General features: G+C 46.4%; 10 protein-coding genes and 1 tRNA gene. 3 read left to right on the top strand and 8 right to left on the bottom strand.

The features are described from left to right. Positions 1–5 precede the first annotated feature (5 nt). The 4 genes from B0I27_RS07705 to B0I27_RS07690 form a co-directional block, all read right to left on the bottom strand. Positions 6–1,364 (bottom strand): TolC family protein, encoded by a 1,359-nt coding sequence (locus B0I27_RS07705; protein WP_106292658.1) that lies wholly within the window; start codon positions 1,362–1,364, stop codon positions 6–8. Beyond that, positions 1,354–4,458: an efflux RND transporter permease subunit gene (locus tag B0I27_RS07700; protein ID WP_106292657.1), complete on the bottom strand. Its 3,105-nt coding sequence runs from the start codon at positions 4,456–4,458 to the stop codon at positions 1,354–1,356. Before B0I27_RS07700 ends, B0I27_RS07705 begins: the two co-directional genes overlap by 11 nt. A 7-nt stretch (positions 4,459–4,465) precedes the next feature. Continuing rightward, positions 4,466–5,503, bottom strand: a complete 1,038-nt coding sequence (locus B0I27_RS07695; protein ID WP_219904997.1) for an efflux RND transporter periplasmic adaptor subunit — start codon at positions 5,501–5,503, stop codon at positions 4,466–4,468. Between the two features lie 102 nt (positions 5,504–5,605). Continuing rightward, on the bottom strand, positions 5,606–6,166 hold the full coding sequence (locus tag B0I27_RS07690; RefSeq protein ID WP_106292655.1) for a Crp/Fnr family transcriptional regulator: 561 nt from the start codon (positions 6,164–6,166) through the stop codon (positions 5,606–5,608). Positions 6,167–6,329: 163 nt separating this feature from the next. Between B0I27_RS07690 and B0I27_RS07685 the strand changes: the two genes are divergently transcribed. Then, positions 6,330–8,129, top strand: a complete 1,800-nt coding sequence (locus B0I27_RS07685; protein WP_106292654.1) for a mechanosensitive ion channel family protein — start codon at positions 6,330–6,332, stop codon at positions 8,127–8,129. 52 nt (positions 8,130–8,181) lie between these two features. Here B0I27_RS07685 and B0I27_RS07680 read toward each other — a convergent pair whose 3' ends face one another. The 3 genes from B0I27_RS07680 to B0I27_RS07670 form a co-directional block, all read right to left on the bottom strand. Next, entirely contained in the window at positions 8,182–9,402 is a 1,221-nt protein-coding gene (locus B0I27_RS07680; protein WP_106292653.1) for a Bcr/CflA family efflux MFS transporter, read from the bottom strand. Between the two features lie 153 nt (positions 9,403–9,555). Continuing rightward, positions 9,556–9,629 (bottom strand) — tRNA-Ala (locus tag B0I27_RS07675). A gap of 158 nt (positions 9,630–9,787) precedes the next feature. Further along, on the bottom strand, positions 9,788–10,207 hold the full coding sequence (locus B0I27_RS07670; RefSeq protein ID WP_106292652.1) for a toxin-antitoxin system YwqK family antitoxin: 420 nt from the start codon (positions 10,205–10,207) through the stop codon (positions 9,788–9,790). A 205-nt stretch (positions 10,208–10,412) separates the two neighbouring features. Here B0I27_RS07670 and B0I27_RS07665 point away from each other — a divergent pair, with 205 nt between their 5' ends. Together B0I27_RS07665 and B0I27_RS07660 are read left to right on the top strand one after the other, a co-directional pair. Next, positions 10,413–11,417 carry an LLM class flavin-dependent oxidoreductase gene (locus tag B0I27_RS07665; protein WP_106292651.1) on the top strand — a complete coding sequence of 335 codons (1,005 nt, stop codon included), beginning with the start codon at positions 10,413–10,415 and terminating at the stop codon, positions 11,415–11,417. Between the two features lie 17 nt (positions 11,418–11,434). Further along, positions 11,435–12,184: an ROK family protein gene (locus B0I27_RS07660; RefSeq protein WP_106292650.1), complete on the top strand. Its 750-nt coding sequence runs from the start codon at positions 11,435–11,437 to the stop codon at positions 12,182–12,184. 5 nt (positions 12,185–12,189) lie between these two features. On the opposite strand, the gene B0I27_RS07655 is transcribed toward B0I27_RS07660, so the two are convergent. Further along, positions 12,190–13,248: an endonuclease/exonuclease/phosphatase family protein gene (locus B0I27_RS07655; protein WP_106292649.1), complete on the bottom strand. Its 1,059-nt coding sequence runs from the start codon at positions 13,246–13,248 to the stop codon at positions 12,190–12,192. Positions 13,249–13,340 lie beyond the last annotated feature (92 nt).

Genomic DNA, 13,340 nt, shown 5'->3' with positions numbered 1-13,340 from the left:
TTACTTTACCGCAGAGTCTCTCCTTTGGTTAACGTATTAAGTTCCGACTGAGCAAGCCTGTAGTTTAGCAGTGCCCCGTAAAGATCAGCTTCGGCCTTAGCCACGGTAGAGCGGGTACTCAATACGTCAGCAAGAACGTTTAAGCCGGCAGCTTGTTTATCGAGCTGGACTTTCAGCTCTTGCCTTCTGAAATTCAATACTTTTTGTGCGGCGTTAACCAGCGCCTCGGCCTGGCTGATTTTTCTTACCGCTTTCTCCACATCAGCCTGTAGTTGCTCGAGCGCATTTGCTTCGTTTTCTTTTGCCTGCTGCAGTTGTAGTGAGCGCTGGTTGAGCACCTGTTTATTAGCAAAGAGATCCTGAATGTTCCATTTAAAGTTGAGTCCTGCAAAAGGATTATTGGTAGGGTATAGGATATTTCCTTGCTGATAAGTATAGCCTGCGATTATTCCTACCTCGGGCAGATAATTCTGCCTGGCGGCTTTTAAGGCAAGTCTCGTTTTGTTTACTGTGAGTTCTGCTATACTAAGGTCGGCATTTGCTGAAAGTGCTGAGGACTGGTAGTCGGGCATTTCCTCAGGCTGGCTCGGGTTGATATCAATCGGATTCAGGTTAAACTTCAATACATCGATCCCCGTAAGACGCCTTAGGTCTGCAGCATAGTCTTCGCGCTGGATGATCAGCTTCAGTAATTCCTGCTCCTCATCTGCCCGGCTTGCCTGCAGTCCTTCTTTGCTGAGATGGATGGCTTTTCCTGATAATAGAGCACTTTCTACATCATACAGTCGCAACTTTGACAGCTCAAGTTTCGCTTTAAGTTCATCTTCTTTCCTGCTGTTTATCAGTATTCCAAAGTAAAGCTTTTCTACAGCCTGCTCAATTTGCAGTGCAGCTTTCCTTTTTTCCTGGGCTGCAATCAGAATATCTGTTTTGCCAACTTCCAGGCCGGTTTGGATCTTTGGCTGATGGGTGAGCGGCTGATAAATCGTAGCCCCGGCATTAAAGTTTTGATGTCTACCAAGCTCGAAAGACCTGTCCGCGTCGGGAAGTTGTATAACCGTGCTGGCATTAAGAGGCAGTGCGGCAAAGGAGCCCCGGGGAATGACCAGCTCACCAATGTTGGCGTTATACTGCCATGTAGAGTTCAGGGTAACGGCCGGATATTTTTTGATTGCATCTTCTTTGACCTTTGCTTTCTTCTCTTCAATCTGTAGTGATTTGGCTTTGAGCAGATGATTATTCGCCAGCGCAGCGTCAACCGCTTGCTGAAGTGTCAATGTCTGCTGCTGGGCCAGGGCCGGTCTTTCTGAAAGCGTAACCAGCAATAGTGCCGCGATGCAATGTATGATGTGCTTACTTTTCATGTTGTTCTTCCTTTTTCAGACTGATTGCGTCGAACTTGTCTTCAGGTTTAATCCAGCTGATATACATCACCGGAACAGTAAGGAGCGCCATGACCATGCTCCAGATCACCCCAACAGAAATAACGCTGGCCAGGGGGCTCCACATAGGCGAGCCGGATATAATCATCGGCAGAACTCCGATTGCTGCGGCCATGGCTGTAAGGAATATCGGACGAAGGCGGCGCTTTCCTGACAACAGGGCAGCATTGCGAATGTCCAGGCCGCTATGCAAAAGATCGTTGGTGTGATCGATGAGTATAATGGCGTTGCGCACTACTATCCCTGATAAACTGATGAGCCCCACAAAAGCGGTAAATCCAAAAGTGTTGCCTGTAATAAACAAACCGAATAATGCTCCAAACAAGCTCATAGGTATGGTTAACATAATGATACCTGCTTCTTTGAGGTTTCTGAACTGTATAAGCAGAATAAAGAAGATCAGAACAAGACTGACCAGCAGCACAATAATCATCTGACTGAAAGTCTCCTGCTTATTAGCAAACTCGCCACCATAATCAATTTGATATCCAACGGGAAGCTGTAGGTTGTTGATCTCTGTCTTTACGCTGTTCAGTAGTTCTGAGGGAAGTACATCGTGTTGTGTTTCACTTTGGACCGTGAGGGTTCTGACCCCGTTTCTTCTCATCAGTTTACCAGTCTGCCATTCCGGACTTATATCCGCTATTTGCCTTAAAGGGATGCGTGCTCCGGTTACAGGTGATTCCAGATAGATGTTCTGAAGATCTGTAAAGTTTCTGCGCTCATCTTCTTCCAGACGTAGAACGATCTCCAAGGGATTACTGCCTTCGTACATGGTAGAAACGGGGGCCCCGGAAAAGCCGGTGTAGACCATTTTAGATATACTTTCGGTAGTGAAGCCAAGCCGGCCGGCCTCACTGCGAAGCTTGATGCTGATACCATAATGGTCTTCATGAAAATCGCTTCTTACCATCGCGCTTCCGGGGGCATTTTTGAGAATGTCCTGCACTTGATTACCCAGTTTCTTGAGTGTATTGAGGTCATCGCCACTAATGCGCACTTCAACAGGCGCTTTCAATGGCTGGCCTTGTTGCATGAGCTTTACCTGCGGCATACCTTCGGGGATAAGTCGCTCGATAAGTGGCTGAAGTTCCGCTGACAGCGATTCGGTTGTCTCCTCTGTGGTCGTGTTGATCAAAATCTGCGCATAGTTACCCACAGGTACTTCCGGCGAGAAATTATAATAGAACCGAGGGGCGCTGGTTCCGCTGAAGGTGGCGAAAGAGGTGACCCGATCATCCTTTTCGACGAGACGCTGCACTTTCATGATGGCCTGTTCGGTTTTCTCCAGCTTTGTGCCGGTAGGCATCCAGAGCTCTACAACGAATTGATTCCGCTCTGCGGCAGGGAAGAACTTCTGTTTTATAACACCGAAGTAGAGCAGTCCCGCCAGCGGTATGGTGAGCATACTCATCCAAATGCTGAACTTAGGGCGCCTGGCGCACCAATCAAGTGCTGCATCGTAGGCTTCCTGCATCTTATCGAGAAGAGATTCTTTCTTTGTCTCGTCCCGCACTTCTGAGTGGTCATGGAGGCCCTTTTTGATAAAAACGTAGCATAAGAGTGGGGTAAGCACCATGGCAACAAGGAACGATGAAGCAAGGGCGATAGCAACGGTAAGTGGCAGCGCCTGTATAAATTCGCCGACCGCACCCGTTAGCAGAACCATTGGGAGGAATGCAGCGATAATGGTAACGGTGGCGGCAAGCACCGGGATCAGGAGATCAGTCGCGCTACGCCAGGCGGCAGTCCAGCGGTCAACGCCCTCGTCCAGCAGCTCCACATAGTTATCGGCAATTACGATAGCATCATCAACAACCATCCCCAGGACGACAATAAGTGCTGCCAGCGAAACCTGATGGAGTTCTATACCGAAAGCGTGCATCAGCGCAAAAGTGATGGCGATAGTCATGGGGATAGCCATGGCTGCAACAGTGGCAATGCGGAATGGGAGCAGGAGAATGACCACGATCACTACGGCTACGATAGCAAGAAAGAACTCCTTTATGAAGTGGGATATATTCTCGTTAACCAGCTGAGGTTGGTTGATAATCGTGGTAAGCTTCACGTCGGGGGGCAGCAGTGCGGAGGCTTCGGACAGTTTAGCATTCACCGCTTCACCAAACTTTACGATGTTGTTCCCCTCCAGCATCTGGACGGTAAGAATCAGCGCTTTGTTGCCGTTGACGGTGGTCCTGGAGCTCGGCTCCGCGTAAGCTCTCTTTACCGTGGTCAGATCCCCCAGGCGTAACACGGCTCCTGATCTGGAAGTGCCCACGATTTGATTGCGTATTTCCTGTTCGGTATTGTAATACCCACGTGTATATAGCGGTGTATTGTTGTTTTCCGTTTTTATGTCGCCCGTCGCACTGATGGTGTTCTGAGATTGCAGTACCTTAACAACTTGCTGGAGACTGACGCCATATTGGGATAGCTTTTCAGATCCGGAGGTTACCTGAATCTGTTCTTTCTGTTCGCCGAGGCGTTTTATCTTGGATACGGATTTAACGCTCCTGATATAATCTTCCACTTTTTCCGCATAGTTTTTCAGTTCCGAATAGGTAGCGGTATTGCTCTCAATGCCAATGACCAGAGCTTCGGTATCTCCGAAATCGGAGTTTACTATCGGACCTTTGACGCCGGGGGGCAAATCAATTTGCCGCGCCAGAAGGAGCTGATGGCGCAGTTTGCTCCAGAATACATCCGGCTCACGAACTTTCTCGCCAAGTTCCACATTTACGACGACCATTCCGTCCTGCGTGGTAGAATAGGTTTTGTCTTTGCGGACCTCTTCAAACTGGAAAAGGTATTGCTCCAGTTTTCTGGTAACCTGATCTTCAACCTGCGCTGCATTAGCTCCGGGGTAGTACGCAATTACCAGACCCTGTCTGACAGTGATCCTGGGGTCTTCGCGCCGGGGCATATTAAGCAGTGAATTAATGCCGACTGCAAATAATAGCAATAGAACAGAGAGAGTTACCTGCTTGTATTTAAGTGATGCTTCAATAAAGTTCATGAGTTCTCTATTTGTTCAGGGATATGGCTATGCCTTCTGATAGTTTCTGTTGACCGCCGGTAACCACCAGTTCTCCTTTCTGGATTCCAGAGGTCACTTCAACCTGATTATTGACCAGCTGACCGACTGTTACGTTTCTTTTGTAGGCCTTTTGGCCGACGCTGTCGGTGACAAAAACATAGGCTTGGTTGTCTGTGTCATGAAGTATCGCTTCTGCGGGCAGAGTCAGCATCTGATTTGTTGACCGGCTCTCGAAAAGAACTTCAGCTATCATGCCGGGCCTTATTTGCAGTCCGGGATTATCCAGGTCTACCTTCAGGGTGAATGCCCGGGAGGTAGCGTCTGCTGCTGAACCGATCTCCGTAACTTTCCCTGTATAGGTTTTGTCGAGCGATGAGATATAGACTTTAGCCTCTTCACCCAACCTGACCTTGTTTAGTTCCGTCTCAGGGATGAACGCACTTACTTTTACGCGACTGATATCTGATACGACGAACAATGGATTTCCCACTCCAACGATTTCGCCTGTTTCGGCCATTTTCTTTAATAAAACACCTGCAATGGGCGAATATAGGCGAGTATCCGCCAGGTTTTTCGCCTGCATCCGTTGTTGCTGCATAGCCTGCTGAAGGTTGAAATTTACCTTATTAAAGTCGCTCTGACTTACGCTATTGCGCTCAAACATGAGCTTAATCCGCTGATATTCATCCTTGATTTGGTTGACCTGTATGTCGGCCTGCGCCTTTGCAATTTGATAACTTGTTGGGTCAAGACTTGAAAGCAACTGCCCCTTTTCGACTTTTTGACCCTCCTGATTGGAGATGAAGTTGATTTTGCCGGCCACCATAAAACCGAGACGGACTGTTGTGTATCCTTCGACGTTGCCGCTAAGTGGCAGGGTGGAAGTGCCTTCAGTGCTCGAAACCTGATGCGCAATGACCGGTATTGGTGCGTCGGAAACTCTTAAAGATTCTTTTCCCTTCGGCTGGCAGGAGGCGAATGCTAGGCTGAGCGTTAGCACAGCTATGTATGGTTTTGGCTTCATGATCGCTTATTTGATATGACTACAAAATTCATCAAATAAGCTTCAGGCCTTTTTAATCTATCTTAAAAAAGAATACCGTAACCGTCTGGTATCAATGCGCGATTATTTTTGAGCACGGATAACGCTGAGAGTTTGTTGCGTTATTCCAAGGTATGAAGCGATATGTCCGAGCGGTGCACGCAACAGTATGTTTGGGTTTTGCTCAAGCATCGTCTGATAGCGTTCATGGGCCGACTGAAACTGCAGCGCTGACAGGCGATCTGAAAAAGTCTTGAGCACATCTATAAGCAACATCCGAATGAATTTTTCAAGTGCCGTAGAGCCGTCTATAAGTTCTTCCAGGCCAGGAAATCTAACAGAACGGATGATACTGCTTTCGAGTACCTCGATACCATAAGGTGACCTGCCGTTATAGAAGATGCTTTCTATGGGCATCGTGAACTTATCCTCAGCGAAGAAATGGTGGGTAATCTCTTTTCCGTTCTTGATGTAATAGGTTCTTACCAAGCCTTTTTCGACAAAGTACACCTTGTTTGAAAGCGTGCCGGGCTCAGTTATTTTATGGCCTTTGGAGTAATAGTCGCGGCGGAAAGCCTGTTCCAGTTTTCGCTCCAAACCCGGATCAAGCTTCATTTGCTCTTTTAAGTAACTGATTAATTCCATCTCCGGACTTTTGGCGATAAAAGTAGAGAATTATCCGCTAAGCTGAGGTATCTATTACTTTCTGTTCACTTTCTGAAGGGTGTTACTGAAACAATAGACTTTCTACTGTGTTTACGAAAAGTCGGACGCCGTTCGCATATAACTTGCAAATCGATAGATTTTTATGATTTTCAACTTTCGTCTTCTCGAGAAACATTACACATATATTTTATTCTATTCACTCTTTTTCTTTAGTTCTGGTATCAATACGGGCCAGGCACAAGACCTAGGTTTTAGTAAGGATACAACAACGGCAGTTGTTCCGGTATTGCCGCCTGATTCACTGGGAAGAAGCACACCCAGAGGAACCGTCGAGGCGTTTATCAGTGCGGTCGCCGGCGAAAACTATGAAAAGGCTGCCATGTATTTGCGGCTCGATAAGGTTCTAAAGAAAAATCGTGATAAGGTAAGGCTCGCCAAGGCCCTTGAAAGTTTATTGAATGATGGAACAGTATTTCCGTACTCACTGATGAGCAATGACCCAGCAGGGAAAACGGATGATAACTTGGGTCCAAACCTGGAGCGGATCGGTACAGCAACAGTCAATAATGAACCATTTGACATATTATTGGAAAGCACCAACGGCAAAAATGGTGAGGTCATCTGGTTGTTTTCTTCAGAGACCATACAGCGTTTACCCACGCAGGTTGAGGCGGCACCCATTGCGCCGTTAATAGAGAGAGTGATGCCGGACGCGTTGAATGCAAGCAAATGGGGCGGAGTGCCGGCAGGGCACTGGTTCGGACTGATATTTTTAGTCCTCCTTGCCTATCTGCTGGCCTGGGCAATTACGAAAGCAGTGCTGTTTTTTATTCCTCTGGTCTGGAGAAGAGCTCGCAACGATCCTCATGCGGGGATCATAAAGGCGTTCTCGCTGCCTATCCAGATATATCTAACGGTCGTATTTTTTGTAGTTTGTAGTCAGGAAGCAGGCATATCCATCATCGTCAGGCAGCGTTTCAGCAATCTGACGGTGGTGGTTGGCTTAGTGGCCCTGTTGCTTCTTCTATGGCAGTTACTTAATACCTCGACCCGGTATGTCGAGAAACGGATGGGGAAGAAGCGCAACCAGGCAGCCGTTTCAGCCGTTCTTTTCTTACGACGCGCAGCAAAGATCGCGCTTGTTTTTGTCGGCATTATTATGGTGCTGGGAACTTTTGGTTTCGATGTTACAACGGGTATTGCTGCGTTGGGTATTGGTGGTATCGCGTTGGCTCTCGGTGCACAGAAGACAGTAGAAAACTTTGTAGGCAGTGTTACGCTGATTGCTGATCAACCGGTTAGGGTCGGCGACTTTTGTAAGGTTGGAGATGTGGTGGGCACGGTGGAGCAGATCGGAATGCGCTCTACACAGATCCGGACGAACGACCGGACTGTCGTTACCATTCCCAACGGCGAATTTTCTTCTTTAAAGATTGAGAACTTCTTTCATCGTGATCGCTTTTGGTTCCATCCGGTATTCAGGATACGTTTCGACGCTACACCCGATCAGATTCGCTACCTTCTGGTCGAGTTGCGTGCCATACTTTATGCACATCCGAAGGTCGATCCATCCTCAGCCCGAGTTCGTTTTATTGAGATAGGTACCGATGCCTTTAAACTGGAAGTATTTTCATACATACTGGCAGCTGACTTTGATCGTTTTCTTGAAATCCAAGAGGATATCTATCTCCGGATGATGGATGTTGTAGCATCCAGCGGTACGGGCTTTGCATTATCGTCCCAGACTGTTTATCTGGCAAAGGAAAAACAGCCGTCTGAGGAGAAGGCCGCAGAAGCACACGAAAAGGTCAGGAAGTGGGTCGAAGATGGAGACCTGCAAATCCCGGCCTTTGATCCTGAATATATCAAAGACTTGCAAAATAAGATCGTGTATCCGCCGGAAGGTTCCAGTGTGTACAAGAACGAACAAAAGGATATCTAGATGGCTAAAGGACTGCCTAGCGGTAGCCGTTTGTTCTTTCTTTCCTGCCAGATCAGACTGTAACTTCCCGTCGCGAGCTCTTGTAAACCATCCACATAACAAACACCGATAGTACGGTTACCAGAAGGTAACTATATCCAAGGTTGAGTTCGTCTTTAGCCGGAAGCAAGCTAACGACTCCGTAGCTTAGGAAGGAAACGATGACATAGGTGATTCCTCCGGTAAGTCCACTGGCGATTCCTGCGTTATTGGGGAACCTTCCCAGGCAATAGGTGAAATAATTATTGAAGATATAGCCCGCGGTTACGTGAATAATAAAGGCAAAGAAGATCATGCTGTAAAGATTGGACACGATTGGAATACTCAACAGCATAGTGGCCACGAAGAGTAACTGCAGACCGATATTGACAACCATTTTTTTGACAAAAGGGCGGTTGATTGTTGCTTTTCCTATAAACCCTCCTGTCATCCAGGCGAAACCGAGAATCAATGAGCTATAACCAGCGATAATAGGCGTGCCGTTAAAATGGTGTTCAATGATGAAGGGCCCAGTCATATTAAATACCATTACCATACAATAGGCGAGGCCAAGCATAATCAAGCCCAGGCTGAAGCTGGGCGTTTTAAGCATATCACCGTATACGCCAACCATCTTACTGACGCTGAACTTGCTGAAGTTTTTAAGCGTCTCGCCGCTATAAATAAACTCCAGAATAGCCAGGATCGATGCCATGCCTGCGAGAAAATAGAAGTTAGACTCCCAGCCAAAGGCATTTTGAAGGTAGCCCCCAACGAACGGCGCAATGATCGGTCCGGTTGACCAGATGATGGAGAACAGACTCAGATAATGCTTCAGCTTTTCGCCTTCATATACATCCACAAAGAAAGCCCGCTTCGCCACGATAACTGCGGCTACGGTGAATCCATGTATGATCCGCATCAGGTAAATGATATAGATATTGCTTGTGGTCGAAATGACGATGCAGGATAGGGCGAATACGATGAGACAGATAAGGCTGATCTTGTATCGTCCGAAGCTGTCGACAATACTGCCGATAAATAATTGCGAGATACCATAGGTAATCAGGAACAATGTCAGCGTTAGCTGAATTCTTGTGCTGCTAACGTTTAAAACCGCCGACATCGAGGGCAGCGATGGCAGGTAGATGTCTGTTGCAAAACCCGACAAAGGGATGAGTGCAAAGGCAAGTATCGTCGATATTCGTTGATTGCTGTCTTTAAGGCGTTTCGTAGAGGTAGATTGTGGAGCCATAATTTTTGCAATTATACGTCATCGGCAATTGTAACATTTCACACGATTGTAAAAGAATCTGAAGTTTCGATTGGAGGACTGATAAAGAGATGACACACCGGGAGCGGGTGCTTAAGCATAAAAAAAGCGGCTTTTAGGCCGCTTAGGAAGGGGTGGAGAATATCGGAGTCGAACCGATGACCTCTTGCATGCCATGCAAGCGCTCTAGCCAGCTGAGCTAATCCCCCGTTCAACTGCGTCGCAAATATAGAATATTCTCTAAAAATGAAAAGGTTTTTGTGGAATATTCTTGAAATTATCTGGTGCCACCTTCTTGAAACACATTATTTTTTTTTAAATTAGTTAGAATCCAAGTAGATACGTTTTTAGCCTTGAAATGATTTGGTTACTCTACCGCTCGCGCGGCACTGACTAATTCTCCTTTATTGAAGATTTTAATGGAATCGAGTTTTCCATCCTCAGAATAAAACTTCCATTTTCCGTCATAGTACCAATGAATCATCTCGGCAGATCTATCTAGACCGGTTGTGCCGAGGGATTCAACCGTTTGATCAGGATAGTAGTTAACGACCTTGGCCCTGTCACCTTTGAATTTCTCCAGACGGAAAAGGACTCCATTGTTATAATGCTTCCACTTACCGATTTCATTTCCGCCGCGGTACCTGCCTTTTGATATTAATAAATCATTCGATGTTGAATCTTTGTAGACCCATCTGCCATGACGTAGATTGTCCTTAAACTGGTTTGTTCGGCATGATGCTGTCAGAAGACACAAGACGATCAGATGTAAAGGTTTGATTTTCATGTTAATAAAGTTATAACTATTTAATTAGTTATCAAACAGGAGTTTTTCTGAAAGGAGATTGTGGTAATGCGAAAAAAAATACACCCTCTTCGAAAACGAACAGTGTGTACGGGCAAAGTCATTTAATGAGTTCTCCAGAAAGAAAACATATCAGAACAACTATTTTTAGAGTTTGAATGTTAAATACATTTAGGATTAACAAATAATGAATACAAAGAAACTTCAAGATATTCCATATTCTGTTTTAGATCTGGCCACAGTAGTAGAGGGACAGACTCCTGCCAATTCTTTTCGACATAGCCTGGACTTGGCCCGAAAAGTGGAAGAACTAGGGTACAAGAGGTACTGGTTGGCCGAACATCACAATATGCCGAGCGTGGCCAGTTCTGCAACATCAGTCTTGATTGGCTTCATTGCAGGCGGTACAAGGACAATCCGTGTTGGTTCCGGCGGAATTATGCTTCCCAATCATGCGCCGCTTATTGTAGCTGAACAATTCGGGACACTCGCTTCCTTGTATCCTGACCGCATCGATTTAGGGCTTGGACGCGCTCCGGGAACCGATCAGTTGACTGCAATGGCCATTCGTGGCGAGAATATGCACGGGGCGCATCATTTTCCAACTGATATCAAAAGGTTGCAGCAGTTTTTTTCAGAAGATAACTTTGACAGTAAAGTTAGAGCGATACCGGGCGAAGGCTTGGATATCCCGATTTGGGTTTTAGGTTCAAGTACCGACAGTGCCCGCGTGGCTGCTGCGATGGGTTTGCCATACGCTTTTGCCAGCCATTTCGCTCCCACGTATTTCATGGAAGCGATAAAACTATACCGAGAGAACTTCCAACCCTCTAAAGACCTTCAGGAGCCTTATGTTTTGGCTTGTGTGAACGTTATTGCGGCAGATACGGATAGTGAGGCAGAAAGGCTTTCTACTTCAATTAAGCAGCTCTTTATGGGTATCGTTACCGGAAGGAGAAGTTTGCTACAACCCCCGGTAGATAATATGGAGGATATCTGGAACATTTATGAAGAGCAGGCCGTTAACCAAATGCTCACTTATTCGTTTGTTGGTGGTCCTGAGAAGCTCAGGAGCGAGGTGCTTTCCTTTGTTGAAAAAACCGGAGTAAATGAGATAATGGCAACCTCCCACATATTCGACCACCAGGCGCGTCTGCATTCTTATGAAATCTTCTCAGAGGTATTCAGCTAATCGTAAAACTTATTTTTATGGGAGCAACATCACCAGGTGCCAGAATTTTATCGATCGATATCGGAGGATCAACGATCAAAGCGACAATCCTTAGTGAGGAGGGGGAGCTTATTCAGGAATACAAGAAGGTAAAGACTCCAAAGCCCGCAACGCCAGATGCTGTTTTGAAGGCCATCAGCACCTTAATAGAGAACTTTCAAGCCTATGATAAGGTCTCCGTCGGTTTTCCGGGATATATAAAGAATGGAGTCACCTGCACTGCTCCGAATCTTGGAACGGATCTATGGAGGGGGTTTGATTTGGCTTCACGTCTTGGAAATCATCTGCAAAAACCGATACGGGTTGCCAACGATGCGGACCTCCATGGCTTGGGTGTTGTCAGGGGGGCTGGCCTTGAGCTGGTTATCACCCTGGGTACCGGATTTGGAACGGCGATATTGATGGACGGTGCTTTGCTGCCTCATCTTGAGCTCGCCCATCATCCTATCAGCAAGAAGCGTACTTACGACGGATTTATCGGAGACAAGGCTTACATTCAGATAGGCAGAAAGAGATGGAACCGACGGATGAAGCAGGTTCTTAAGGTGTTAAAAGTGGTGTTCAATTATGACCGCTTGTACATCGGCGGCGGCAATGCGGATGAGCTTGATTTTAAGCTTGACGACAATATCGAGATTATCACTAACAAGGATGGCATCAAGGGCGGAGCCCGCCTCTGGCAGTTGCACCGTGAAGACGCATTGCGCGTGGAGAATGTTCGATCTTAAGCTTCTTAGTTGTTATTAGTAGGGGCATTCTTCTTCTCTTCGGCCAACTTGATGTCGTCTGCGTCGGGCTGAAGCGCTTCATCCGCGCCTGAACCATCCGGTTCATACTGCACATAAATAAAAATAGGAAAGTGGTCTGAGTTGAAATTCGACAGGCGCTTCATCTGCTTTAGCTTGAAATGCTCCGAAATGAATGCATGATCAAGCGGAAAGCGAAGGAAGGGGTAGTGGGCATGGAAAGAGTTGAAAAAACCTCTGCCTCTTCGAGGATCCAGAAGTCCGCTCATCTTGAGGAACAGCTCGGTAGTAAAACTCCATGCTACATCATTAAGGTCTCCAACAACAATAACAGGCGCTTTTGAAGCCTTCGCATGTTCGGCAATAAGCAACAATTCTTTATCTCTTTCTGTAGCCCGCGGATTTTCATTTGGTACTGGAGGAGTAGGATGGACCGCATAAAGCCTGATTAATGTTCCATCTTTTAAAACGATGCCCGTATGTATAGAAGGAACGTCTTCTTCAACCATATACTTTACCTGCGGGTCTTGTAGCTCAAGCCTGGAGTAAAGTAGCATTCCATATGTATTCGAAAGAGGGACACGCACATAATGAGGATAGTCTTTTTCCAGTTCCAGGGTTTCTTTTTCCCAAAAGGAGTCGGTTTCCAGAAGGACCACCACATCCGGATTATGTTTCCTTATCTCATCCAAACAGCCGCGTGTGTTACGGTTGTCCTGAAAAACATTGGCTGTCATGACGCAAATGCTTTGTTCGTCTATTCCTTTTGTCGCTTTTTTAACCTGTATCTTACCGAGACGAGTAAATGGGATAATTTGTGTGCTCAGATAGACGATGTTAATTGCAATCAGTAAGCTCAGTACCCAACTGAGCGTGCTTGAACCATCGAAATAGATCAAAAGTAAAACCATGCACGCAATGGATAGCACCAGTTTTTGAAGTCTGGGGTAGTCGAACACTCTGAAAGTCCAGTAGTCATGTCTGATGAGCGATAGTGCGGTGAAACACAGGAGTAGAGAGGAGGAGACTGCCAGAAAAATATTCATGTTATGTTTGAGCGCGGTTATTTTAAGTTAATATGTTCAAGACCAAAATGGGCAATGTTTGATTTTTTAACGGCAGGCTTTCGTTCAAATAA

The sequence above is a fragment of the Arcticibacter pallidicorallinus genome, assembly GCF_003002875.1.
Taxonomy (GTDB): domain Bacteria; phylum Bacteroidota; class Bacteroidia; order Sphingobacteriales; family Sphingobacteriaceae; genus Arcticibacter; species Arcticibacter pallidicorallinus.
Note: the sequence above shows the minus strand (reverse complement) of the source record. Positions and strands in the feature narration are given on the sequence as shown.

Excerpts from the sequence above, each read along its gene's own strand:
- B0I27_RS07705 (WP_106292658.1), bottom strand. The coding sequence starts at position 1,364 with ATGAAAAGTAAGCACATCATACATTGCATCGCGGCACTATTGCTGGTT.
- B0I27_RS07700 (WP_106292657.1), bottom strand. The coding sequence starts at position 4,458 with ATGAACTTTATTGAAGCATCACTTAAATACAAGCAGGTAACTCTCTCT.
- B0I27_RS07695 (WP_219904997.1), bottom strand. The coding sequence starts at position 5,503 with ATGAAGCCAAAACCATACATAGCTGTGCTAACGCTCAGCCTAGCATTC.
- B0I27_RS07690 (WP_106292655.1), bottom strand. The coding sequence starts at position 6,166 with ATGGAATTAATCAGTTACTTAAAAGAGCAAATGAAGCTTGATCCGGGT.
- B0I27_RS07685 (WP_106292654.1), top strand. The coding sequence starts at position 6,330 with ATGATTTTCAACTTTCGTCTTCTCGAGAAACATTACACATATATTTTA.
- B0I27_RS07680 (WP_106292653.1), bottom strand. The coding sequence starts at position 9,402 with ATGGCTCCACAATCTACCTCTACGAAACGCCTTAAAGACAGCAATCAA.
- B0I27_RS07670 (WP_106292652.1), bottom strand. The coding sequence starts at position 10,207 with ATGAAAATCAAACCTTTACATCTGATCGTCTTGTGTCTTCTGACAGCA.
- B0I27_RS07665 (WP_106292651.1), top strand. The coding sequence starts at position 10,413 with ATGAATACAAAGAAACTTCAAGATATTCCATATTCTGTTTTAGATCTG.
- B0I27_RS07660 (WP_106292650.1), top strand. The coding sequence starts at position 11,435 with ATGGGAGCAACATCACCAGGTGCCAGAATTTTATCGATCGATATCGGA.
- B0I27_RS07655 (WP_106292649.1), bottom strand. The coding sequence starts at position 13,248 with ATGAATATTTTTCTGGCAGTCTCCTCCTCTCTACTCCTGTGTTTCACC.